Source organism: Pseudomonas serbica (assembly GCF_028823535.1).
In the GTDB taxonomy this organism is placed as follows: Bacteria; Pseudomonadota; Gammaproteobacteria; order Pseudomonadales; family Pseudomonadaceae; genus Aquipseudomonas; species Aquipseudomonas serbica.
On the sequence record NZ_JAQIYM010000090.1, the window covers coordinates 360,294 to 383,459 of the forward strand.

Consider the following 23,166-nt stretch of genomic DNA (forward strand, 5'->3'; position numbering starts at 1 on the left):
CACAGACCTTTCTTACAGAGCTCCACATATGACACAGCAAGCTGTTCACAAACTAGTTACCGACATCCTGGACTGGTGGGAAAATCATAAATTCGACATGGTGCCCGTGGGCGACGAAGAGTGGGATAACCAGTACGACAATCCTGGCTTCGTACTCGAGGCACAACGTCTTTCCACCAAGATACAGGCCAACACGATTAACCCAAAGGCCCTGCGTATCGAAGGTGCCAAGCTGGCCGAAAAGGTTGTTCAAGACTGGACACATGAGTTGGAATCTCAGCGCGGCTGGGCTGCCTATCGGCTTAAAGATGGTGATGACCGTGAACCAACCTGTGTGGCCGACGAAAACGAAGCGTTCGCCGTCAGTGCCCGTGACGTGCTGGCCCAGGTGCCAAAGCCACAGCAGGACGAATCGCCTCAACCATAACCTCTTGACGCTGCGACCGGAAAACCACTAACGTGATGCCATGAACAGCTCATCGCAATACTTGGCGCTCCACCACCATCAGTCGCATCGCCGGCTGGGAGCGCTACTGCGTGTGGAGAATACGATTTCGTAAGTCCCTCACTGCACACGATATGCCCTCCCAGCGATCCTCGGAGGGCTTTTTTGTGGCTCAAAAATCAAGACAGGTGACTTATGGAATACAAGATTAGCGAACAAGCCCGTGGCGTGCGCATCATTGCCGGCGAACAGGCTAAAGATCGTCGTGTCGTACTCAACCAGCTCATCGAGATCGCTGAGGCGAACGGCTTTGGGGAAATCACGCTACCGTCGATTGAACCTGCCCAACTCTACGTGGACAAAGCAGGGCCAGAAATCCTCGGCCAGATGTACGTGTTTCCCGACAAAAAGAATCGCACACTGTGTCTTCGGCCCGAGGCGACCGCCACGGTACAGCGCCTGGCCGACCAATACTTCAAAAATCAGAAGGATATTCGTCTGTGGTATTTCGAGCGCTGCTGGCGGTACGAGCGGCCTCAGGAAGGTCGGTACCGTGAGTTCTTCCAGTTCGGCATGGAGGTGATCAATCCGAGCAGCGCCACCATCCGCGATGAACTCGTCGAGATTGCCCAGGCCATGGTTTCACTCAAAACGAGCTCTTTTGATACCAACATCAGTGCCAAGCGCGGCCTCGACTATTACACCTCGGATGGTTTCGAGATCGCGGTGCCGGCTCTCGGAGCTCAAAAGCAAGTCGTGGGTGGTGGCGCTTACGAGCAAGGTATTGGATTTGCGGTGGGCTTCGACCGGTTGATGCTGTGTTCGCCGTAACTGCGCCAACGAAAGTTTGGTAAGCTACACGGGGCGCAGAGAATACTCTGCGCTATTTTTCCGAGAACCCCTGGATTTGCGCTACCGGCCAGCATCCCCGGCAATTCTATGCCGCTCAGCGACCCACGATGTCCAGATCCTGCTCAAGCCATACTGGCAGTGGCGACGTACGCCGATACCTGGTAATTCCCGCGCTGTTTCAACTGACCAAAGTACCCATCCGGACGCGCACTCTGGATCCTTTTCCCGCTTGCCCGTCACCATCCATGGAGTTATCCTGCCCGCCAGTTTCATTGGCATCTGTATGCCGCTCAGCGACCGACGTTGACCAGTTCGTGCCCAACCAATCAAGTGGCGAATTACGCCGTTTTCAGGATTGCGCGATACCAACCCACCCCTAGCCGAACCTTTCCAGCCTGTTTGACTGACCGCGCTTGTTAATTTGTCAATTTATGCCATATGATTCTGTGCATACGTACAGCATAGCCATCACGGACGCTGATTTTATCGCCTCAGGATATGGATTGAATGCAAGAGATAACCCCAAAGCAGGCAATGGTCTTAGCTTTCCTTCAGAAATTTATCGACGACCACGGCTATCCACCGTCTATGAAGGAAATTGCCGATGGACTGAACTTCAGATCAGCCAATGCCTCCTGTGAGCATCTGAAGCGCCTCAAAGCAAAGGGCTTCATCACCATGCAGCCTGGCCAATGTCGATCCATCCAGATCGTATCCCAGGCTTGTGCGCAAGATGTTGGCGGCAGCCTTGATTACCAAGTCGATTCTCCCGGTCTCATCGCCTACAGGGCAATTCGCGAAACAGATCCGGCGTCTTTCTACAAAGCATTCATAGCCCCGCTGACCACGGCCTCTGCCCAACTTTTGGCCTCGAAATTCCCCCTGTGCTTCCAGGCACAGTTCATCTACCAGGAAGCAGAGTTTGTCGAACGTCACCTGGTCTCTTTGATTCGCAAGGTCGAGGGCGGCGTAGGCGCTGACGCGAAGGCGCGAGCTCTCCTGAATAGTCTGGCATCCCACTACCAGCACGGGTACCCGATTACGCTGGCGGCTCATGACCTGGCCACAGCACCACAGGCCTTCAAGTCCCCAGAAGAACTGATCGCTTATTTTGAGTCCGTGGTTGAACTGTTCAATGGCGAGGCCGCTGGCTACGTTGCACTCTGGCAGTCGAACCTGAACCTGATGGCGACTGTTATGGCTCCGGTGCTACGGTAAAGAAAACGCACGAGCCTCGATCATGACCGCGACCAAAGAAGAACGCCTGATCTCCTCCATTCTTACCGACCCGAAAAAGGTCGGTAAGATTCCAGTCGAGCAGATCACCCACCGCGTCGCCCGGTTCATGATCGAAGCCAGTGCCGAACCAGAAACCTATGCCAGGATCCCCGATGAGCTAAAAGATGAGGCGTTTTACATCGCCTACCTGAGTAATCAAAGGAGCTCCAATACAGAGCAACGACTGCTAACTGTTCCTGATTCTTTTCAGACAGAAGCCGTGTTCATGGCAGCCGTAAAATGTCACGGTTGTGCGTTGCAGCATGTGCCTGTCCAGGCCATGAGCACAGGTTTGCTTCTAACTGCTGTGCACGATCAAGGTTCAGCGTTGGAGTTCGTTCCAAACGCCTTACGCACCATTGAGGTCTATACAGCGGCTCTTTCCGGTTACTACGGATATCAGGCCTGGCACATGATTCCAGGCGACATTCAGGCCACCGATGACTTCCAGCTGATGGCGATTGACGCCGCCCAGCGCACCGGTGACTTGGCAGAATTTGTCCGAGAGCACCTGGTCGACTCCTCGAACACCGATCACAAGATCATCGCAATCCAGCGCAGTGAAGACATGTTGGGGCTCTTTCCAGACCTTGAACAGTTTGAACTGATGCGGCTGTATATCCAGCGCAATGACTACCCCCACCATTGGTTCGAAGACATCGAGTTGCCTGATGAGCCTGCTGAAATCCTCAAGCTAGCCGGCAATGAGAAAAACAAGGTGCGCCAGGTCGCGATGTTGCAAAGCATCGAAGGCGCTACCTTGGAAACGCTGGCTCCGTTGGCGAAGGCCTCACGCTCGGCCAAGCAAAAGGATCTGCTGCGGCGGTTGTTCGGCAGTCGGGGGGTTTTGACGCTCCTGAGTGCGGATGACAAAGCCCGTGCGCGGTGGTTTTCTGAAGACCTGAACCTATAAATCTTAGGTCGTCACGATCCCCGCAATAGCCCTCACTCACTGTCACAATTCATTGAGCAAAAATTGCCAAATATGCTCACTGCACCCTGGTTTTCAGCTAAAGTTATCCAGTAACGGATTGGATTGTCATGCCCGTCTTTAGATGGGGTTTCCAATTGGTAAAAAGCTCCGCCCCTGATTGGGCGGACAGCTCTCCAAGAACCCAAGCAATCAAAGGGACTGAAATAGATGACCACGAAGATCGTACTATTGGGCGCTCCAGGCGCCGGCAAAGGCACCCAGGGTGAACTGCTGTGCAAGAAGCTGGGCATTCCCAAGATCTCCACTGGCGACCTGCTGCGCGAAGCCGTGGCCAACCGCACCGAGATTGGACTCAAAGTCGAGTCGTTGATGGGCACCGGGCAATTGATCGCTGATGAAATCGTCATGGAATTGCTGAGCCAGCGCCTTGATCAAGCCGATTGCGCCCAAGGCTATGTGCTCGACGGCTTTCCTCGCACCGCTGAGCAATGCCAGATGCTATTCGATGCTGGCGTTGTGGTGACGCTTGTTCTGGAACTCCACGTTGCCGACGAGGTGATCGTGGATCGCATGAGCGGTCGACGCGTCCACAAGCCGTCCGGACGCACCTACCACGTCACGCTGAATCCTCCGTTGACTCCAGACGTCGACGATATCACCGGCGAACCGCTCACCAGCCGGGCTGATGATGCGCCAGAAATCGTCTTGAAGCGCCTGGCCATCTACCACGAGCAAATCAACCCGATCCTGAACTTCTACCGGAATTTGCCATACCGCCACTGCCCGAAAATCCGTCGCATCGTTGGCGAAGGCCCGCTTGAAGATGTTCAAGCCGGCTTGTTCGGCGCGGTGCACCCCAAAGCCTGATCGCAACAGGTTTTCGCGCCGGATCTCCCGGCGCGTTATCCGTCTCGTTATATTAACCCGAGTTCCTGACACTCTTCTTTCCAACCGGCGATCAGTTCTGCATCAATAAAATCGTTCGTGTCTTGGATGTCCTGCATGTCCTGACGATTACGCTCTTCCGCTTCCTCTTCCTCATGCCACTTTTCTACGTTCGCCACATTCAGCGCATAAGACTGTGTGTATCGCGCTGCCAACTCCGGAACATCTTGCAGCACCAGCGGGACGTTTTCCTTGTAGTGCCACTGACCATAGACCTCATCATCGGCGAGTTCATCCACCGTATCGAAAGCCGCCTGGGTCGCGTTCTCAACATCCGTTTCAAAACCGGCCATGCCTTCAAAGGCTCGCACATTGATCCAAAGCAACCGGGCAGCCAGAGCCTTTTCAAAATAACTGTTCATATCTTTCGCCTTTCTGTAGAGCCCGCCTTCAGGCTATTGGTCGTGTGTTGGCTGCGTTGTTGTCGCCGGCGCCAAGGTGCATGCGAGACTGCAGGACATGAAGCACAACCCCATGACCAGCCCCATGAAGATGAGCGAGGGCAGTCCTTCGATAATAAACAGGGACGGCATCCACAAAGGGCACAAGGCGCCCAGGCAGCACCACCGAGCCACGACGGGCTGTGTCTTACGCAATCTCATCCACAGGAACGAGCCGCCCCCGGTGGCGACGATCAGTAGGGTCGCCAGGGCGAACTGCGTCCAGGCCCCCACAGTCATGACGCGCACATGAAAGTATGTCGAAGGCGACAGCACGTAGCCTACCAGCATCAACGATAAGGCCAGCCACTGCCATTGCGATGAAAACTCCAGGCTCAGGAAACTCTTCAAACGGCCAAGTCCGGCCAATTGTCGGTTCAAGTCGTTTAACGTTTTCATGGGTCACCACGTCGGGATAACGGATCCATCCAGGCTAAAGCCGTAGGTGGAGAGCTTGGGTTCTGACGATGTTCGTTCGGCAGGCTCACGAATCACAAAGGCGGTGAAACGTAGATCCGTTGACTGGCTTTTCAGCTTGATCAATACGGAGTTTCGCTGCTCTTCCAGCAATTTGCTTTTGATCAGTTCCATCGACACCATCAGGTTAACCGGAATACCCAACTTCGCCGCGACTTCTTTCATCATGCTGGACGCCTCCCCCTCCACTTGGTCGTAGTGGATGTTCTCCGGTTTGGACAGGAGTTCCAGGTACCGGCTGATCTTGTAGTTGCGCTTCACGATCACATACCCCTCAGGGGTCGCTGGCACCTCGCGCACGCCGGCGATAGAAAAGCCCCCTTCAATCAGCAACTCCAGCAGGCCAGACTTGCTCATGAACAACGCCAGGCCCTCCTGGCCGCCAAGCACCCGCAGTACGGTGCCGGGATGTGCCGCCATGAACGAACTCGCCATCTGCCAATCCGGAAAGTCCACAGCAATCTCGTAAAGCGGATGCTTGGATTTGAAGCCGTGCAATCGGCTGAGCAGCCTGGCGAACTTGGATGAGTTATCACCCTTCCCGACCAGCTGGATATCGATGAAATGGGAAAGCATACAAGCCTCGTTGAAACGCCGGCCCCGTTTGGCGCCAGCATTGGGGTTAAACGAATGCGCCGCCACGCACCAGTACAGCGATCACGTAATGCAGGTCATGCAAATCGGTGACAGTGGCCAGTGATTTGGCATTTTCGAGTTCATTGCGCCACAGCACCAACTTGGACTTGCACAGCGAAAAGAAATCGCGCTTGTTCTCAACCCGCGTAGACGCCTGGTGGGTTGATACCACGCCGAGCGGTTCGACCGCTTGCACCCCAAAATGGTCGTGCCCATGCCAGTCATCAATGCAGCGCATCGCATTACCTATTTTCTGCTCATGTAGCGCCGCCTGATTCTTGATACCGCCTTGCGAAACCTTGTACAGCGTGCGGCTGAGTTCGCCTTTTTCGCGATCCCCCATGATCATTTCCTGGCTCGGGTAAGCCTGGGTACCGCCGCCCATGTGGTAAACGGCTTCGACGTTGATAGCCAGGGGCTTGTGGGCCAAGTGGAGACCAATGAGGGTGCCGAGTTCATCCACTTTCTTCTGATCGGAGGGGCTGAGATCGGTGTAGCTGAAGGCGTTGTAGTCAGGGCTGAACTCAAATACCTGGGGCTTCGCACTGGAAACGACCGTGATCTTTATACGCTTCTCGAACGCTTCGTCATTGTTGCGCCACATCCAAAGGCCCGTGGCAAGCGGTATGGCGTAACGCAGACCCAGGTATTGAAACCCCTCAAGCCTGGTGTAGTGACGCACCACGTCCTTGAACAATCCGCCCACGGCCAGGTTGTTGCACATGTGCGGCGCACGGCTGTTCGCCAGGTACTTGGCCGAGAAACACACCTTGAGATACGGCTTGTTCTCAGGCATGAACGCAGTTTCAACCCGCTGGGGGTTCGGCGTCGTGACCTCGTGAATCCCTTTTTCCAGCGCCAGGCTCTGCTTCTTGGCCTCTTCGATGTTTTTCCAGATGTCGAAGGCTTTCGTACCACGCAGGCAGGCCACTTCGACCAGCAGCGGCTCGGCGTCGCGCCCGGACATATCGCTGCAAGCGAACATCAATGCCCGCCCTTGGCTGATGGAGCGTTTGTAGCTGAGCATCGTGGGCAAAATAAGTGGCTCGGCATCGAGCATCACGGCTGCATTCGATTCGGACATCGAGGGATCCTTAGTCATTGTGCGAAAGAAACCGCACGGTAAAGGCGGTGCGCGGGCAAGTACTCCCAGCGCCAAAAATGGGTTTGCCAGGCAGCACGGCTCTGGCTGAGGTCGAGCTTCACCGACGGCAGAATGCGGGCTCTCACCAACGACAGCACCGACTCGACAAAATGCTGATCGCCACGCGGCTGGCAGACTTCATGGAAGCCAATGGCACAGGGCAACAGCACGCCAACGTAAGGCTGCCCGGCATCGGTGTCGGCGTTTTCAACGATGGCCTCGTCAGTCATCGCGTCCAGGTCAAAGTCGTCGTAGTCAAACAGAGCATCGTCGTCGAGCAGCGGGTCAGTTGAGAGAGAAGTCGATTCTTCGGACAGACCGCAGGGCTCGTCCGGCTGATCCTCTAACCCCTCACTGATCAAAGGAGTGGAATCAACAGACACGCAAGCTTCCATCACTGCCGAGGACTCTGTCCGAGGGCTTTGCTGGCGCTTGGCTTCGCGCTGGAGGCGACTTTGGTAAATAAGGTCAGCCAGAGCCACTAAGGTGCTCGTCCCGCACTCCTGAGCCGCTCTGGAGAGCTCGTGGCTCATATCCTGGATCAACAACCCTTGCGTCGGGTAAGCGGTCATCAATTGGCTGACCACCGCGCTCCAGTCTTGCTCGACGAACATCGTGAGCGATTTGTTCCCAAACTCACCCTGGGTACCGATAAAGACTTCGCCCCCAGCAAACCGAAGTTCGCCGGCCAAGAGATGCTGCAGGGCGTGTACACGAGCCGATTCACCGAGTTGATTGAGTAACGTATTCGATTCGTGCTCATCGGTGACGTCGAAATACACCACCAGGGCGGCCTGACCATGGGCGCGACGGATGTCCATCAGCCCCGGCATGCGCATTGAGCCCTTAGACGGCTCTTGCGGCGGGCGGCGCGGGGTTCCGATATCGCGGTCAATGTTGAAATAGATCAGGCTGAACGCCAGTGAGCTAAAGGTCGTGTAGCCCAACTCAGTTTGCATCACGCGCTGCAGGTTGTGCGCCATGCCGGCCACCGCACTCATCGACGGCATTCCCGCAATCATGTCGTTGGGGCGAATGTTGCTGGCGGAATAGGTGAAGGGGATCGTCAGAAAGTACATTTCAAGCGCCCTTCAAATGGCGGGTTAACGACTTGCGCAAGGCGCGGGCTGACACAGCCTTTTCTGCCCTCGTCATGTGCGTATGCTTGAAGAGCCAAAACTGAAGGTAATCGGCGTAGTCATCGATGTGCTGCTCGGTGCCCATGCCCAGGATCAGGTGGCGCTCGGCAACGGTACTTTTCAACCTCGCCGGCGCCATCATCTCGATTCGCGGAATCAAGCCGTCCTTCACCAGCGTTGCTATGCTGCCAAGGAAATTGACGGTCTCAGCTGCCAACGCGTCCACCTGCCCCTCCAGCGCGGTACGCCGGGGCCGGCTAAGTCTGGCCAGGGCGAAGGCTGGGTCTTTGGATGCTCGGCGTGAGCAAATTTCCAAGGCCCTTGCATGGGAAATGTAAAATAACGCCCGCCCGGCGTTCATACGCTTTTGAATCAGGCGCAGTCCCGAGTTCTGGTCATTCAGTGGCGCGTGGAAGGCGTTGATCCTACCGTTGCTCATCACGGCAGTAAAAAATGAGCCGGCGTTCTGCGGTTTGCTGCCTCCCACCATGATCGGGGTGAACATCCGACGCCACTGGGTCGGATCTTCCTTCTCGGGAGCACGGTACAGCAGGTTGTGAATGTCACGCAGCAACCCGGTATTGATCAGCGGCGTGGCCAGGTGGTAATCCTCGCCGACAGGCAGCCGAATCATGTTCAAGCCGGTGCCTTCTGGCGTATTCAGTAGTTTAGCCGCGTCCAAACACACCGGCTGACCCAGGCACTTGAACAGCGCCTGTACTTGCGCTTCGTGGCTACCGTCACGCATGTAATTCAAGCCGAAAAACAGGGTGGCGACGAAAGCCTCCAGACCATCTGTGCTCTTCAGCCAGGCCTCAAGGGTCTCCACCGTCGGCGTTTGCGTCAGGCCGATCATCTTTCCCAAGATATCCAAGCGAGGCTCGGTGATGATCTGAAGCAGGTTCAGCGCCTCTGCACCGGGCTCCATCACCTTGATCATGAAAAATTGCTGGGCCGGCGCATCGGCGGCATTTCCCACCGAGGTCACGAATGGGGTGGCGGATGAACACACGATCCCCAATTCGGATTGGTCGTCGGCACTCATGGTCACCGAAGGGCCCAGCGCTTGACCAAAGGCCGCGTCGACCAACACCTTGGCGTCGTTGCCGGCGTACGTGATGACACCCTCTCTCAACTGCTTGGATAGACCACTCAACAAACTGTCACGCATCGTCGACCGCTGTGGTAATTCGGAAGACTTGTCGATGTGAGTGCTCAGCGAGGCGGCACCCTTACGCAGGAGTTCGACAGCCATGCCAATGCCGGGCAAGCACTGTGTCTGGGTCAAATAATCAGTCCCGATGGACTCGAAGAGTTCCCAGGCACGGTCATGCTCGTCGTCAGTTTCGAGCACCAGACATTTCTCAACTTTCAACGCCTTCGGTACCAGGCTCAGGTTGTTCTTGTCGAACTCCCTGACCAGCGCCAGGTGGATCAGGAAGCTGAGGGCACGCTGATAATCTGCAAAGCCGGACAACTCCAACGCGTACGCCTGTGATTTGAGCCAACCGGTGAAGTTGGCCTCAAAATCACCGAACAATCGATGGGTGTTGATGGCTATGGTCATTGCAGATCCGTGGCGTCGGCTAAAGCGCGTCAATATACATACATTGTTTTTATGCGCAAAGGCCAATCCCTTTAATTCCAGGGGGCCGGTAAAGGTTGTCGGGGGTCTTGCCGATCAACAAGGATCAGCCACCCTCGCCATGGCCACCCGCAGAGCGGCCAAGGCGCTGGTGAGTTGAGAAGCCCTTAGGCTGTTCAACGAACGCAAACAACAAAACACGTCGTTGATTCAATGGCAGAAGCACTGGCCACTTAGGCCGTTTTAGCCCTGACCTACACCTTCTGATAAAAGCCAAGCTGCGGATCGAACCACAAGGACGTGAAGTTGCCGCTTTTCTGCATCGACAGCAAGGCACTTTCAGCCAAGCTCATGTCTTCCGGATCTTCAGGCCGGTAACCCAACAGGCCGGCCACCGTATCGGTCAGCGCCAGCATTTGCTCGATGCTTAGGATGTTTAACGCCGACAACAAGTAAATATCCGGGCTGACCAGCGTGTCATGAAAGGTCGGGAAGATGCAGTCATTGGCAGACTTGACCTGCTCCTGGCTGTTGAAAGTGAACCAACCGGCCTCTCCCCGCAGGTACTCGATCTTGGTGCTCTGATCAGTTCCCCGAAACACCGAGTTTTCATAGAACGTGCTGCACAAGAGAGCGTCCGCCTGCCGCGTGGCGTATTCCAGGGTGAAATGGTCAGTACCGCTTTGAGCATAGGCTCGTCGGAATAAGCCCAGCTGCTTGACCCGCTCCATCGCTGTCAGGGGCGCCAACGCATACTTGGGTGGTGTCGTGAGGCAGTGCCCGGCGTGCAGGGGCTTGTTGTCCACCAGGAGGGCTGACAATGCGGTGCGCGTACACAGTGGCGTCGCCGGCGCCGGCTGCGCCTGAATGGTCAGATACTGCAGGGCCTGGCCATGATTACGCTCTGCGCACTGCTGCGGAACATAGTAGGAGCGCTTCAGATCACGCCAGGCGCTGCGGTCGTCCGTCATACCCGCCAGTGACACCGGCATCACCAGTACGTTGGGCTTCTCGGCGGCAAGCCTGCGGTGACGCCTAACACGGCCCCCGGCCTGAACGATTGATGTGGTGGAGCACGGCTCAAGCACACACCAGTCAAAGTCAAAATCACGCCCGGTTTCCATGATGGAGCTGGTGACCACCATCATCACCACGTGTTGCTTGCCCTCATCTTTGGCCTTAACCAAAGCAGCTTTGAAGTCAGCGTTGTCCAGCAGCGGATCTCCGACGCCGTCGTTCATCCTCGTGCGGTTCAAGTGCGCCTCAAGAAATCGCTCTTGCAGCACGCGAACAAGCCCTATGTTCTGGGCATGGTAGCAAATGAGCTTGACCACCAACCCTTTGCCATCCAGGTGTTTGCGCAGATCCGACTGAATCAACCACTGAGCGAACTTCTGGGCGCTCTTCACCGTGTTGAGTCGGACAAATCCCGCGCTGTAGCTTATGCCTGTTTCATTGTCCTTGAGGCGGTTGTCCTTGTGCGCTTCGGTCGCCGAATACAACAGCGACGAAAAATAGCGATCCTGAGCGTGAGGCACTGTGCGCTCTTTCCCGGTTCTTTCGGTGTAGATGCTCTCCGCCACCAGTTCCAGGCGGCGCTCGGGCGGTCGTTTGCTATCAAACGCGGTAAACCACGGCTCCATGTTCCGGACAATCCTTCGAGGCGACAGCTCGGCGCCTTTGCGCTCCTCCTCCGAGAAGGTGTCCATCACCTCGGTATAGAACTCACCGAAACTTCCGGTCTCGTGCTGGCTGAAGTATGGGGCCAGGTGGGTGATGATGAGACTGTCCGCGTCCTCTGTACCATAGAGGTTTTGATAAACCGCATAGCCCTTGAAATAAGCATCCCGGAACCCGTCCACCACGGTCTTTGGCAGCGTGGCCGAGGCAATGATCACCCGCCGACCGAATTGACCGGCGATCTCAATCAAGCGCCCAATACAGATCAGGTCATCGCCTCGATAATCGTCAACTTCATCGAGAATCAAGTCTGTGGTCATCAGGTGCAAGGCCTGCAACAGGTCTTTTGACTTCGCGAGGTCGATCAGGCGGATGACATGATCAACGGTCATCACCGACACGGGGGCCGAGAGCATGCGCATCAGGTGGTGATCCTCTTGCAGACAAGCCAATTGCAGGGTTGCCCGCTGCGAGCCGTGGTAAACCACTGAATACTGCTCGGCGCCGGGCTCACTCAGCCGGTTGTCGGTACCAATGTCCTTAAGCCGCTGCCGGCTGGCGGCGCGGACTGTTTTCTTTTGCTCCCGGAAACGCCGCTTCAGCACGTCGTCGCCCACGAACATCGCCACCTGATCGGGCCTGAAGCCTACGGTGTCACTCAAATAGGCACTGGATGTCTGGAACGTCAGCGAGCGCATGCTCAGGAGCACGGAAAAACGAGGATGCTGGCGGGACGAAGTCATGATGGCCGCACAAGCACGTGTCTTCCCCCTGCCCGTGCCTGCCGCCACAACGCAGAAGAAACCCTTTTCCGTTTGTGCATAGCGCTGCATGTGTTGCTGGGCATAGCCCTGCCAGGCATACGGTGACTCAACAATGCTTTCCGGCACCCGAAGGGAAGCCGGCTTGTCGGCCCTGCCGAGCTTCACCGGATCGAACATGCCCGGCGCCTGCTGAATGAATAACCCACGCAAAATCTGTTCGGCGAAATCGCCGGCTTTGCGCAGGTGCACATGGAGCCTATCGGCGAGGCGTGGGCTGTTCTCGGCCATTTTGGTGTTGGCAAACAGAAGATTGTCCGCTTCACCGGTGAAAACCTGCTTTACGGCATCACAGGAGGCCTCATAGTCACCCAAGACCAGGCTTAAACGACCTACCCTGACCAGCGAGGTCATCCAGGATGTAGCCGCACCGAAGCCCTTATCGGCACCGTCTCCGCCGCAGGTGAACATCTCCTGCTCAAACCCCGGCCATTTCTCCCGTAAGTCCAACAGCTGTTGGACACTTTCAACCACCGCCGCCCGCCACTGGCCATGGCGCCATGGCTGATCAGCAGCCGGGAGTTTCAGGAAATCGCCCAGGCGTTCAATGTTGGCCAGGCTAAACTCCCCTGACTCTTCGCACGTCACAATGCCAAAGTGGTGATTGAGTACGCTGATGAAACTGCCTTCGCGTTTCAGCCAGCCACCTGTGGGCAACTTGTGATGTGTGAAAACCAGCCACAACACACTCATCCACAACGGGAACTTTGCCCAGCGGCTGGCGTTGTTCAGGCTCAGGCGCTTCGCGAAATGGTTGAGTTCTGCCACCGAGGTAGAGCCGCGACTGGCCCCAGCCATCTTCAGGGCGACTTGGATATGCTCGTCGATCTCCAGGCGCATAGGCTCACTATCCAGCCAGGCTCGTTGTGATTCGAAGGCATCAAAGACACCCCTTGGGCTGCTCAGTTGCTCAAGCCAAGCCTCAGGGTCTGCGACATCGATCAGCAGCGCACTGACAACCTCATGCCGAATCGGATCATTACCCTCACCTTCGGCCAACGTGCCGGCGACGGCTTTTGTCAATTTACGGCTAAAGCCGACAGTGCCTTTGCCCAGGTCATGAAACAAACCGGCCAGGCGGACGGTGATTGCCAGGTATTCGAGTAAAGGACTTTGGGCTAGCGTGATGGACTGGCCGCCCGGCGCATCCGGCCACAGGGGCAAACGATAACGAGCACAGGCAGGCTGAGCAGAATTCAAAGAATCAGGCACGCAGAGATGTCCGTAGCTTCACGGTGAGCGTTGTGCGTCAGTGCGTGAGGACAAATAGCCGCTGGCGCGAAGAGAACGACTTCTCCGCCTATGCCCGCCCCGGAGCGTGTTGAAGCTGCCAGGTTGCCGATTTGACGATTGATCCAATCTTAAGCAGTATATTGCCAGATTCGGTGAATTTGAAGCGTAGATTTATGTGGCCCCAACGCCATTTTCCGGATCATGACGAACAAATGGAAACCTCTTAAGGAGATACACATGGATAATCAGCTGAAACCGCAAAAATTGACCAGGAAAATTTTCATCCTGGACACGGGCGTTTTACTTGTTTCGTTGATGTTTGGGTTCGCAGCGGCATATTTTATACCGGTCTCACCCAAGGCCTATTTGGCATGCTCTTTTATCCTGGCTCTTATCTTCATGCTCTTGGTTTTTTCCGTAGTCTTCGCGGACACCTCCAGAAATTCCGGAGCGAGACGTCGAACATCTGATGGCGCTAGTGGCGGATGGTTTGGCGGCGAGAGCTGTGGGGGTGACGGTTGCGGCGGCGATGGTGGAGGCGCAGATGGCGGTGGCGGCATCTAAGTCCGAAAATGGCTAGCTAGGCCGTTCAAAGTCATGACTATGCAGGGCTTCTGACGCTCACCCACAGGCCGTTTATCGGCAAATTTCCGTGGTGTGCGAGCGTTGGCCAACTAGGCCGTTCTAACGTAGTTCTACGCTACTCAAAACTTCCTACACACAGCCGAAAGAGGTCACTCTTGAAAAAGACCCGTATGGAAATGTTGCAACCTGAGCCGCTTAAAGAGCTCTGGTATGTTAAACATCAATCATGGCTAATTGTTCTTGGGTGTTTGAGCACCGGCTTTGCTGCTGGCGCCTTTTTGGGGCTGCCCACCGAGCCGACTGTTATTCTATCGTTGGCCATCGCCGCCATATTTATGTTCCTCACATTTTCTGTGATCTATTTACTGAGCCCTGGTCAAGGGCATGGGAGTAGAAGGAATTTTTTTGGAATTGAAGTAGACGATTCTTTTGGTACGCACGGAGACAGCTGTGGTGGCAGTCACGGCTGCGGGAGTGGTGATGGCGGTGGTGACGGAGACTGATCTACCTTGGCTTCATCGGCCAAAGGCCTGATATACGAGGCTTGTAACCCTCGCGCTCAGAGTTTTCGTAGACAGCTTTCAGTGGGGAGTGAACATTGGCAGTTCAGCAAGCTTCAATTTTTTCCAGAAGCACGACACAGCTGCAGGTAATATAATTAGTCTGCAGTTAAACTTTGTTAGTTGCAGCTTAATAAATACTTTCATAAATCTCTTAACTTGCTTCGTTTATTAGCTTAGACTTGAATCCACAACCAACAAAGGAGCTATACCACATGACAAGTCAATTCTTCGGCGGCCCTCTACAACTAAAAAGAGGCCAGGAAGTTTATGTAGTCCGAGAGGATCAGGTGGTGAAGATGTACTTCTTCAACTTCACCCACGACAAATGTATCCTAAAGCTCCAGGCCATTTCGCCAGAGACGGCCTCGATGCCCTGCTTTTATCCTGCTGAGGATGTGCACCTCTCGGAAAAGGACGCGTTGCGCAGCATGAAAAAGGCGCTTGAAGCTCAGATGAAGGATCTAGAGCAGCGTCATTTTGCGCTGTCGCAAACATTGGCCAGCGCGATCATGAAAGAAATCAACCAGGACAGCGCCAACCCCAAACCATGAGCGATCCAACCGATGCGGACGATTCAAAACTGACCAGGGCGAAACTCGACTTTGCTGAGCAAGGTCGGTTTCTGACCGGGATGATCTCATCCCCTGAGGAGGATCGCCTGCCGCCTGGACAGTCATGGGTCAAAGGGTTTCCGACGCTCGATCTGGGCATTAAACCGGAGATCTCGACCAGCGAATGGTCGCTGCAGATCTTCGGCGCCGTCGACACGCCGGCGATCATCACCTGGGACAATCTCGTCGCCGATTTGCCGCAGGTCGAAACGATGGTGGACATACACTGCGTCACGAGCTGGTCGCACCAGGACTGTACCTGGCAAGGCGTACGCACCGCAGATGCACTTAAGCTGGCCAACCCTGATCCGAACGCCAAATTCGTCCTGGTGCACAGTGCCGACGGCTACAGCACCAATCTCTCGATGGAGGACTTCCTCGGCGACGATTGCCTGATTGCCCACACCATGAAAGGGAGCCCACTGTCCATCGACAACGGCTCCCCCGCCCGCCTCGTAATTCCGCACCTGTACTTTTGGAAAAGTTCTAAATGGATCACGAAGATTGAGGTGCTGCTGGAGGATGAGCCTGGCTACTGGGAGCTGCGCAACTATCACAACCGGGGCAATCCCTGGTCTGAAGAGCGCTACGGTAGACCGATCAAGGAACCACGCAAGACTGTTGCATTACCTCTGGAAGCGGAGAGTGAAATATTGCCTGAATTGCCAGTGGTCGTTGTCCGTCATAGCCTGATGATTCGTTTGCTCAAATGGCTGGGCATCCGCCGATAAATAGCCGAGAATTGCCCATCTAAAAATCGACAGAGAAGTCCCATGAGCCTTGAACCCGATTTCGCACCTGAGTTAACCGCTTTGGTCAGCTCAGCGATCAAAGCAGATGCCTCAAACCTTGATTTTTTGATGCATCACGATGAGATCAATGTGAATTTCCGGGTGAACGGGGTTCATGAGCTACACAGCGGCTTAAGCATCGAGCAAAAAAAGTCGGTATTGACCGAAATTCATTGCAAGCTGCTCGGCCACGAGAAAGTTTCCTATGACCGCTACGAAGATGCGGTTTTTCATCTTCCGCACGAAGAATGGCAGTCGATCCGCGTGCGCCTGGCAATGGCGCCGTACCTGAACGGCTGCATGATTCTCATGAGGCTTTTGCGGGTAGAGCCAAATACCAAGCCGGTAACCGATTCGGTATAGCTCTTTGCTCAATCTTCGCTACCATGAATCCGCTGCCACGCCGCTCGAGGGTCACTTGCAGACAACTCGGCCAACTCCGGCGCCAAGGCGTGCAAGACGTTCCAGGCCTGCGCAACAGCTTTGTGATGCTCCCGAAAGTACTGGATAGAGACTAACTCGCCAAGCGCAAGCTTCAAGCGTTCGTCCGTCAACTCCGGGATCTCGGCACGCGGCACATACTCAATCCCATCAACCGTAACTGTCGCCATCTCGGTTAATCACTCTCGACCATAATGTTTGGCTGGAAGAAATCGCACTCACCATCATTGTCCGGCCAAATCCCCTGCTTGAAGAACACGTTGGTTGGCGGCGGCGAGCACATCAACACCGGGATCCTGACATCGATCACCGCTTCACACCTTCCGGCGACCTTCTTCTTGATCCGCCCACTGTCCGTCCTCGTCCATGTTGAGAATTTGCAGTCCACGCATTTCACGCAATTTGCCATGGCAATTTTCCTTAATGTTGGCTGATAAATGGGCTGGAATTAAGCAGCCGGCGCACTCTTCTTTTTTCGTTTCTTCAACTGAAATGACAAAGGCGAAGCCTTGTTAGTTGAGTCGACATCGACATCGAAGTCGTAACCGCTGCGCACTACCAACTCCAGGAGCGCTTCGATTGAGAACTTTTCGAGCTTGCCTTTAATCAGGTTGCTCATCCGTGGTTCAGTGATGTTCAACGCCCTTGCTGCGGCCACCTGCGTCCAACCCTTTTGGCGGATCAGATGGGTCAGCATCATGAAGAGGTTCACCTTCAGGTGCTTCATGTTTGATTCAATCGGATCTTCAGTAAACATCGCGAACAGATTCTGCGTCATGCGGCTCAAATCTCAGCAGGAGAAACCGGTACTGCAGTCGCAACAAGCAACTGCTTTGCTAAAACAAATCTTATCAGTACCGATAACTTTCGCAAGGGCTATTTTCCGCTCCCAAGAGGTGACCGCTCGATCAGTGTGCGGTCACACGAAATCGCTAGCTGCAAACTCACCAACCGCAAGCATGAAGCCTCTCCATTGCTCGGTATTGAAGCGCAACGGTTTATGCTTCTGCTCATCTCCAATCCAAAAACCACAGGAAGTAAGCTCCATCATCATCGATCTGTCTGGGTTCCACCAGGCGCCGCGTAGTGAAGTCCCCCACTCAATGCGTTTGGCAAAGAACGGCATGTTGCACATCAGCAAAAACCACCGGTAGTTATCTTCGTCCTGGACATACTCAGACGCGGTTCTTTTGGTGATTGCCAAGCATACCTCGACAGCCTTCGACGCAAAGAGCTTGGACATCCCTTCGTCGTAGGTTGTGAAGTCGAAAATGTGATCGGCGAGAAAGACCAGCGGGCTTTCAGATGGGCATTCGCCGTGCAGCTTTTCTGTGTTGAAGCTGTGTTCCAACAGTTGTTTGTAGTCCATCTGTGCGCGTGCACCCGGTCGAGTTTGTCCTGAAATGAGCTCATCAGGTACGCTGAAGGCTCTGAGCTACGCAGTCGGCAACGTTTTCCAACTGCGACTTTCAAGTTTATAAGGCCACAAAGGCTTTATCTACCTTTTCCCTGGTGTGCCCGATGATCAATAATTTTGATACAGCAGATCTCAAAAAATTTCTGTCCAGCGACGACCTCAAGCAGCTACTGGCCGTAGACTCGTCCAAAGCTTTTTCTGAGCTTTGGCCAGACTGGCGCTCTGGGCAGCGCGAATACGCTGACAGCTCAGTTGGCATTGAAAAGTTAGGAGTGGTTCTGCTGAACACACCCATGGTTGATTTCGATGAACCGGAGGAGTCAACAAAGGTTGAAGTCGTAAAACTGTACGGAACCCATGAACTACCGTTTAGGGTCATCGGTGAGTGCTACTACGAGGACGTGTTCGGCCAGTCGAGCGAAACGATTTTGAAGCACTTTGCGACGGTCGTGGAAGCCGCCAACTACGCCATTGCTGCGCATCAAGCCCGCTCCTTCGAACCTGCGCGAATTGAGGAGCACCTTCAGGCCCTGAAGGCAGTCGAGGGGGCTGTGAGAGCCACCCGGCGCAGTGTTAAACCAGAAAGCGACGAGTTTTCGCCGTAGTTCCTGGCTCAAGCATGGCGGCTATGGCCCAGCCGGCGCGGTATCGAGGTTTTTCTCTTTGTATCGCTGGGCTTGCCGCTGCCCTTCTTCCGCCCCCTTCATTAGGGTCGCCTGCAAAAACAACTTCTGGTGGATCTCCCCCAAAGCCACCTGAAACTGACTCGATAATTTTGGCTCCAAACGAGCCCCAAAGGCTTGGGCCTTTTTCTCATCGAAGCCCACCAAATCGTTGTGTTCCCGGCGAAAACTCATCATCGCCGCCCTGAGGAAATTCACACTAAAACCCATTTTGCTGTCGGCAGGTCTGGGGGCGAAGTCGGCGTAGGTCTGAAGTAAATCGTGCAGATCCTTGGCCACCGGAAGCAGCTGCTGGAAGCCCGCCATATTCTTGATGTTCGGCAAGGCGCTTTGAGCGAAATTCACGGACATGGCATAGGCCATTTCAGGCGTTATTTTAGCCTCTCGCAGCGCAGGAGCCCATGGGTCAACATTGCAGCCGTATTTTTGAGCGATGTTATCCAGGTCTTCAAGGTAGCGGCCAAACGTCAGTTCAATTTGGTTACTCATGACTGGGGGTATGACCTGGAACACCTGTTGAATGCTTAAATTCTCGCGCTCCTCCAGGAAAATACTCAAACGGGGCTCAAGGAACGTTGCCGAATAGAAAAAATTCCGGTGTGAGTCTCGGCTGCGTCCTTTAAATACTGGCGTTATCATGAAGACTCCATCGCCTGGCGTGAGGCAGGCACTTTCGGGGGTTAAATATTCATAGAGATTGTGTGTATATTGACACTTAAGTAGAGCTTGGGTAAATCGCCGCTCCCGCACTCTAGCCCCGGTACGCCCACTTGGCTCTTGTGCACCTCACAAAGGTACAACGATCATGCTGGTACTTAATCCCCGCACCGCCATGCTCAGCTATGAGGATCAGGATATCCCGGCTGAAGATGTACTCATGTTCATCGATGCTGAATTCGACCTTAGCCCTGACTCACCAGCCCCTCTTACCCTCTTAACCATGAAGCGGCTGCTCCTCAACTATCCACTCCTGCAGCAGCTCAACGGCTGGGCTGAGGCGCTGCTTGAAGACGCCGAGGGGATCCGCCCAAGACTGGTCAACAGTGCCAGCCTCCAGCCACAGATAGGTGACCCTGGGTTCACCCATTTGGAACTGCAAAAAACGCGTATCGCGACGTTCTCAGAGTTGACGCTCGTCAAAATCACTTTGGATATCGACGAAAAGGTCATCAACATCAATGGTGAAGTGCCGGCAGAGATGACGGCCACCTACGAAGATGTGCCGTCCGTGACCATCACCGACGAGGTCAATTTGTATGGCATTAAAGGCAGCAGTCGTTACAGCCTGGCAATGACCAGGCTGCACCAGATCTTCTATCTACCTATCGTCTTAGCCCCTGCCCTCAACGTACAGGCGATGGAGGTGGCGACCGAAGATCGAACCGCCATCGAACAGAGCGCTACGAGCCGCATCAAAATTCTTCAAGACGGCCACCAGATCAGTCTGCGCGAGCTGCTTCATGCGGTGCTGATGGACATGAACCTCGATCACGAAGAGTTGTACGAGATCGACAGGGAAACGCTGATGACCGAAATAGCCAAAGCGGAATTGGCCAAACTGTCGGATGATGGTCAGGAAGCGGCTGAAGCCGTCGAAGAGACCGAAGGCAGCTAAACGTCAGAAACAAAAAGGCCCCAATGCAAGATGGGGCCTCATTATTTGAGCTTCAGCGGTTTAATCGCCACCCCCGCCGCCGCAGCCACCATCTCCGCCACACCCGCCGCCGTCACCTCCCACACCGCCTTCGCCAACCGATGAACCCCCACCGCCGCCAGAGGTTCTACTGTCAGTGGATCGGTAGTCATCCCTACCTTGAATGACAGCCTTATCCTTCTGAGAGGTGGCGAATAGACGAACAGCGGTGTCGACGTCTAACGGCACGGCCTCGACCACCAACTTGGTACCGCCGACAACGCCGCCAAACCCAATACCCACCAACACAAAGTCATCATCCGAGCGCTTCATCAGCACCAATCGCACCAGGCTATTGCTTTCAGCAACTTCATCCCAGGAACAGACAATCATCATGGGGTCGTTACTGCGCTCCGGCGACGCCGATATAAACGCCGCTTCATACTCAGTGAATTCGCTCAGGAGTTTGCGCTCATTTGCCTCCCTACGCACTTGCGAACGCAAGTACTCACGACCGCACCACAGGGCAATGCAACCGACTGCGACAAACACCAGGGTGATCATCCCTAACGCATACGTGCTGCCCACCCAAATCAGTGAAAACAGACCAAAAGCAAAGGTCAGTTTTGTTTTCAGCCTCGAAATGTAGGCTTCTCGGTGGTGGTATTCGGGGGAATAAAGCACATTTAACCTCTAGCCAACGGTGATAATGCAGATGCAGGCCAAACTGACAAGCCTGCCCATTAAATAGTCAATCAATTGCCATGGCGAGGTGTTCCTCGCTTCGGCGCTAGCTCGGCATCGATACCATCCAGCAACGCCGAGAGGCGGGTACGTTCCTCATCAGTACCCCCGAGCCATCCAACCCGGTTCAGGTCGTTTTGTACAGAGGCCCGCGCCGCCAGGAGCAGAGCATTTTTTCGGTCAGTCTCCTCCGCCATCCTGGCCTTCATGGCTTTGTGTTGCTCGTAGGCATGCCATGAGCTGCCGCGATTAACGCTTTTGAGAATCGCAGCTTTCTGCTTGGCAGTGAGGATCGAAACGTCCTTATCAAGCCGCAGGAACAGCTTGCCTCGATCATGATCGAAGCCCACGTCGAGCGCCGTGACCGGGAGCCCCGCCCGTCCACCGACTTTGCCTGGACTGAAAATCGGCAGAATCACTTTGAGTTCACAGCTTTCATCGCCAAGGGACGTGATGAGCTCAGAGAAATCACCCAGTTTGATCATGCAGAGAAATCCTTCCCAGGCGCCGGCGTCGAGGCGTTCATTTCATTCCAGTGTGTTGGCGTACTGTATTGCGCTGAGCAGTGACTGCACTCCACCGACTGTAGCACCCGCACCAGTACCACCGGGCTGCCACAGTCTTTGCACGCGGCAAATCCAAGAAAAGGCGTCGGCTTCGGGAATAGCGCGTCCATCCCCTCCGGTAACGGCTCCGGGATTTCCTGTTTGAGAGCAAAAGGATCCAGGCTTAATACGCCCATAACCTGCTGAGCGTGGGCTTCCTGGAGATCGTCGATCTCGAGCGACTCGATACCATTCGCATGCAACAGGGAAAGGGCTTTGCTGGTGGTGATCAGGCTCTCGCGCACCACCGCAGGAATCACTGCACTGGCCTTTGCCGGCTCGGACAACCACAGCTCCAGATTACTGAGATGCTCAACAGCCTTGCCATGCGGGGCAATCTGACTGATTCCGTCGCGTATTGTGCGTAAACCAGCCTGCATGTGACTTTTGGCTTCTGCGAAAATGCTGTCTACTTTTTCTGACACGACGTACTCCCAGCGTAATTAAGGTTCTAGAACAATTGCCTGGTATCGCCGGGCGCAGGTTCGGTGCTTGTGTGTGGCCTCAGGTACTGCTGCAGTCGAGCGACTTCCAGAGGGTCATCTTTACTGCGCTCCAGGAGCCGCTTCAAGGTGCGTTGCCCAGCTTCCGTGCGCAGAGCCAACTCTTCTGACGAAACGGCTATGGCGCCGGCCAGAATCGCCAAGTCGCGCTGCAGGCCCGTGATGTCGTAGTGCGGACGTCCTCGAACGTTATGGAACCAGCAGCGATTGATGCCGATCTGTTGGCAGAACGCATGCAGCTCCACCACCGAGTCGGCAATCATGTGAAAGCACGGCTTGCTCCGGTACATGATCGCAGCGTCGTCGACAAAGATCGTCATCACGCCTCCCAGTGATTCGCAACGCTTTAGCCGTTAATGCTACCGACTGTAGGCTACCTCTGACTCTACCAGAGATTCCAACCGACCCTTCCAGAAAGCCTTGAGGTCATTCAGCCGTGAGGACAGGGTCGATGGCTCCGGCGCAGTCGTGTAAGCCTGCTCGATATGACTCCATGAATTGCGATCCGCTGTATCCAGAAACAGAGCCTGCTTGAACAGCTTTTCAGCATGCCTGTGCAGTTGCGCCAGGTCGTCGAAACAAGCCTCAGGGTCAGAGGCCTCCTTACCAGCGGCCTGCGACTCAAGCAGAGCATTAATCCTGCGGTCGATTTCCGTCAGGTGCGGAAAAATATGCACGCTGTGGCGGGGGTTAAGAATTTCCTGGGTGCGACCGTTACACACCGGGACTGAAAATTTTGGTATGGGTCTACCAGCTTCGTTAACCCGGAAGAATTCTTGAAAATAGTCGTACGGCTTATGCATTGCTGAAAAATCTAGTGCTGAAAGGATGGTGGCAATTTACCTCAAATAGAAAAAGCCGCCAAGCTTTCCAGGCAATTTTCGTCAATTTTCCTGACCTGGTTGGCCAACTTCCTGATGAGCTTGCTCACATGCCAATGTGCCACCACATTCCTGATTTTGATGCTATAATGATGGCCAC

General features: G+C 54.8%; 29 protein-coding genes. 12 read left to right on the forward strand and 17 right to left on the reverse strand.

What is annotated here, in order from left to right:
- The first annotated feature begins 28 nt into the window (after window positions 1-28).
- From NQL71_RS32235 to adk, 5 genes are all read left to right on the forward strand, one after another.
- Window positions 29-427 carry a hypothetical protein gene (locus NQL71_RS32235; protein ID WP_274644900.1) on the forward strand — a complete coding sequence of 133 codons (399 nt, stop codon included), beginning with the start codon at window positions 29-31 and terminating at the stop codon, window positions 425-427.
- Window positions 428-640: 213 nt separating this feature from the next.
- Complete coding sequence (locus NQL71_RS32240) at window positions 641-1,276, forward strand: ATP phosphoribosyltransferase regulatory subunit (RefSeq protein WP_274644901.1); 636 nt, start codon at window positions 641-643, stop codon at window positions 1,274-1,276.
- A 528-nt stretch (window positions 1,277-1,804) separates the two neighbouring features.
- On the forward strand, window positions 1,805-2,515 hold the full coding sequence (locus NQL71_RS32245; protein ID WP_274644902.1) for a LexA family protein: 711 nt from the start codon (window positions 1,805-1,807) through the stop codon (window positions 2,513-2,515).
- A gap of 22 nt (window positions 2,516-2,537) precedes the next feature.
- Complete coding sequence (locus NQL71_RS32250) at window positions 2,538-3,488, forward strand: hypothetical protein (protein WP_274644903.1); 951 nt, start codon at window positions 2,538-2,540, stop codon at window positions 3,486-3,488.
- A gap of 228 nt (window positions 3,489-3,716) precedes the next feature.
- On the forward strand, window positions 3,717-4,376 hold the full coding sequence (adk, locus tag NQL71_RS32255) for an adenylate kinase (RefSeq protein ID WP_274644904.1): 660 nt from the start codon (window positions 3,717-3,719) through the stop codon (window positions 4,374-4,376).
- A 47-nt stretch (window positions 4,377-4,423) separates the two neighbouring features.
- On the opposite strand, the gene NQL71_RS32260 is transcribed toward adk, so the two are convergent.
- The 7 genes from NQL71_RS32260 to NQL71_RS32290 form a co-directional block, all read right to left on the reverse strand.
- Window positions 4,424-4,816 carry a hypothetical protein gene (locus NQL71_RS32260; protein WP_274644905.1) on the reverse strand — a complete coding sequence of 131 codons (393 nt, stop codon included), beginning with the start codon at window positions 4,814-4,816 and terminating at the stop codon, window positions 4,424-4,426.
- A 33-nt stretch (window positions 4,817-4,849) separates the two neighbouring features.
- The gene (locus NQL71_RS32265) at window positions 4,850-5,293 is read right to left on the reverse strand and encodes a hypothetical protein (RefSeq protein ID WP_274644906.1); all 444 of its coding nucleotides are present in this window, start codon (window positions 5,291-5,293) and stop codon (window positions 4,850-4,852) included.
- A gap of 3 nt (window positions 5,294-5,296) precedes the next feature.
- Window positions 5,297-5,947: a type I-F CRISPR-associated endoribonuclease Cas6/Csy4 gene (locus NQL71_RS32270; protein ID WP_274644907.1), complete on the reverse strand. Its 651-nt coding sequence runs from the start codon at window positions 5,945-5,947 to the stop codon at window positions 5,297-5,299.
- 46 nt (window positions 5,948-5,993) lie between these two features.
- The gene (gene csy3 / locus NQL71_RS32275) at window positions 5,994-7,091 is read right to left on the reverse strand and encodes a type I-F CRISPR-associated protein Csy3 (RefSeq protein ID WP_274644908.1); all 1,098 of its coding nucleotides are present in this window, start codon (window positions 7,089-7,091) and stop codon (window positions 5,994-5,996) included.
- 14 nt (window positions 7,092-7,105) lie between these two features.
- Window positions 7,106-8,230: a type I-F CRISPR-associated protein Csy2 gene (locus NQL71_RS32280; RefSeq protein ID WP_274644909.1), complete on the reverse strand. Its 1,125-nt coding sequence runs from the start codon at window positions 8,228-8,230 to the stop codon at window positions 7,106-7,108.
- Between the two features lies 1 nt (window position 8,231).
- A complete protein-coding gene (locus NQL71_RS32285) occupies window positions 8,232-9,857 on the reverse strand; it encodes a hypothetical protein (RefSeq protein WP_274644910.1) in 1,626 nt (541 codons plus the stop codon).
- Between the two features lie 272 nt (window positions 9,858-10,129).
- Window positions 10,130-13,588, reverse strand: a complete 3,459-nt coding sequence (locus NQL71_RS32290) for a hypothetical protein (RefSeq protein WP_274644911.1) — start codon at window positions 13,586-13,588, stop codon at window positions 10,130-10,132.
- 258 nt (window positions 13,589-13,846) lie between these two features.
- On the opposite strand from NQL71_RS32290, the gene NQL71_RS32295 reads away from it, so the two are divergent.
- The 5 genes from NQL71_RS32295 to NQL71_RS32315 all read left to right on the forward strand — a co-directional run bounded on the left by NQL71_RS32295 (window position 13,847) and on the right by NQL71_RS32315 (window position 16,522).
- Window positions 13,847-14,173, forward strand: coding sequence for a hypothetical protein (locus NQL71_RS32295; protein ID WP_274644912.1), 327 nt, complete (start codon window positions 13,847-13,849; stop codon window positions 14,171-14,173).
- Window positions 14,174-14,349: 176 nt separating this feature from the next.
- Complete coding sequence (locus tag NQL71_RS32300) at window positions 14,350-14,697, forward strand: hypothetical protein (protein ID WP_274644913.1); 348 nt, start codon at window positions 14,350-14,352, stop codon at window positions 14,695-14,697.
- A gap of 272 nt (window positions 14,698-14,969) precedes the next feature.
- Window positions 14,970-15,308 carry a hypothetical protein gene (locus NQL71_RS32305; protein WP_274644914.1) on the forward strand — a complete coding sequence of 113 codons (339 nt, stop codon included), beginning with the start codon at window positions 14,970-14,972 and terminating at the stop codon, window positions 15,306-15,308.
- Window positions 15,305-16,099 (forward strand): sulfite oxidase-like oxidoreductase, encoded by a 795-nt coding sequence (locus NQL71_RS32310; RefSeq protein WP_343228903.1) that lies wholly within the window; start codon window positions 15,305-15,307, stop codon window positions 16,097-16,099. Before NQL71_RS32305 ends, NQL71_RS32310 begins: the two co-directional genes overlap by 4 nt.
- A gap of 42 nt (window positions 16,100-16,141) precedes the next feature.
- A complete protein-coding gene (locus NQL71_RS32315) occupies window positions 16,142-16,522 on the forward strand; it encodes an ATPase, T2SS/T4P/T4SS family (protein ID WP_274644915.1) in 381 nt (126 codons plus the stop codon).
- A gap of 8 nt (window positions 16,523-16,530) precedes the next feature.
- On the opposite strand, the gene NQL71_RS32320 is transcribed toward NQL71_RS32315, so the two are convergent.
- The 4 genes from NQL71_RS32320 to NQL71_RS32335 form a co-directional block, all read right to left on the reverse strand.
- A complete protein-coding gene (locus NQL71_RS32320) occupies window positions 16,531-16,770 on the reverse strand; it encodes a hypothetical protein (RefSeq protein ID WP_274644916.1) in 240 nt (79 codons plus the stop codon).
- Window positions 16,771-16,775: 5 nt separating this feature from the next.
- A complete protein-coding gene (locus NQL71_RS32325; RefSeq protein ID WP_274644917.1) occupies window positions 16,776-17,009 on the reverse strand; it encodes a hypothetical protein in 234 nt (77 codons plus the stop codon).
- 39 nt (window positions 17,010-17,048) lie between these two features.
- Window positions 17,049-17,378: a helix-turn-helix domain-containing protein gene (locus NQL71_RS32330; protein WP_274644918.1), complete on the reverse strand. Its 330-nt coding sequence runs from the start codon at window positions 17,376-17,378 to the stop codon at window positions 17,049-17,051.
- Window positions 17,379-17,519: 141 nt separating this feature from the next.
- Entirely contained in the window at window positions 17,520-17,969 is a 450-nt protein-coding gene (locus NQL71_RS32335; RefSeq protein WP_274644919.1) for a hypothetical protein, read from the reverse strand.
- A gap of 152 nt (window positions 17,970-18,121) precedes the next feature.
- Between NQL71_RS32335 and NQL71_RS32340 the strand changes: the two genes are divergently transcribed.
- On the forward strand, window positions 18,122-18,622 hold the full coding sequence (locus NQL71_RS32340; protein WP_274644920.1) for a hypothetical protein: 501 nt from the start codon (window positions 18,122-18,124) through the stop codon (window positions 18,620-18,622).
- A gap of 21 nt (window positions 18,623-18,643) precedes the next feature.
- Here the strand turns inward: NQL71_RS32340 and NQL71_RS32345 are convergent, their stop codons facing one another.
- Window positions 18,644-19,339: a hypothetical protein gene (locus NQL71_RS32345; RefSeq protein ID WP_274644921.1), complete on the reverse strand. Its 696-nt coding sequence runs from the start codon at window positions 19,337-19,339 to the stop codon at window positions 18,644-18,646.
- Between the two features lie 166 nt (window positions 19,340-19,505).
- On the opposite strand from NQL71_RS32345, the gene NQL71_RS32350 reads away from it, so the two are divergent.
- The gene (locus NQL71_RS32350) at window positions 19,506-20,315 is read left to right on the forward strand and encodes a hypothetical protein (RefSeq protein ID WP_274644922.1); all 810 of its coding nucleotides are present in this window, start codon (window positions 19,506-19,508) and stop codon (window positions 20,313-20,315) included.
- Window positions 20,316-20,375: 60 nt separating this feature from the next.
- Here NQL71_RS32350 and NQL71_RS32355 read toward each other — a convergent pair whose 3' ends face one another.
- The 5 genes from NQL71_RS32355 to NQL71_RS32375 all read right to left on the reverse strand — a co-directional run bounded on the left by NQL71_RS32355 (window position 20,376) and on the right by NQL71_RS32375 (window position 22,988).
- Entirely contained in the window at window positions 20,376-21,017 is a 642-nt protein-coding gene (locus tag NQL71_RS32355; RefSeq protein WP_274644923.1) for a hypothetical protein, read from the reverse strand.
- Window positions 21,018-21,088: 71 nt separating this feature from the next.
- Entirely contained in the window at window positions 21,089-21,562 is a 474-nt protein-coding gene (locus tag NQL71_RS32360; protein ID WP_274644924.1) for a hypothetical protein, read from the reverse strand.
- Window positions 21,559-22,107 carry a hypothetical protein gene (locus NQL71_RS32365; protein WP_274644925.1) on the reverse strand — a complete coding sequence of 183 codons (549 nt, stop codon included), beginning with the start codon at window positions 22,105-22,107 and terminating at the stop codon, window positions 21,559-21,561. The genes NQL71_RS32360 and NQL71_RS32365 overlap by 4 nt, the downstream gene beginning before the upstream one ends.
- A gap of 26 nt (window positions 22,108-22,133) precedes the next feature.
- Window positions 22,134-22,505: a DUF4031 domain-containing protein gene (locus tag NQL71_RS32370; RefSeq protein ID WP_274644926.1), complete on the reverse strand. Its 372-nt coding sequence runs from the start codon at window positions 22,503-22,505 to the stop codon at window positions 22,134-22,136.
- A 39-nt stretch (window positions 22,506-22,544) separates the two neighbouring features.
- Window positions 22,545-22,988, reverse strand: a complete 444-nt coding sequence (locus NQL71_RS32375; protein ID WP_274644927.1) for a hypothetical protein — start codon at window positions 22,986-22,988, stop codon at window positions 22,545-22,547.
- Window positions 22,989-23,166 lie beyond the last annotated feature (178 nt).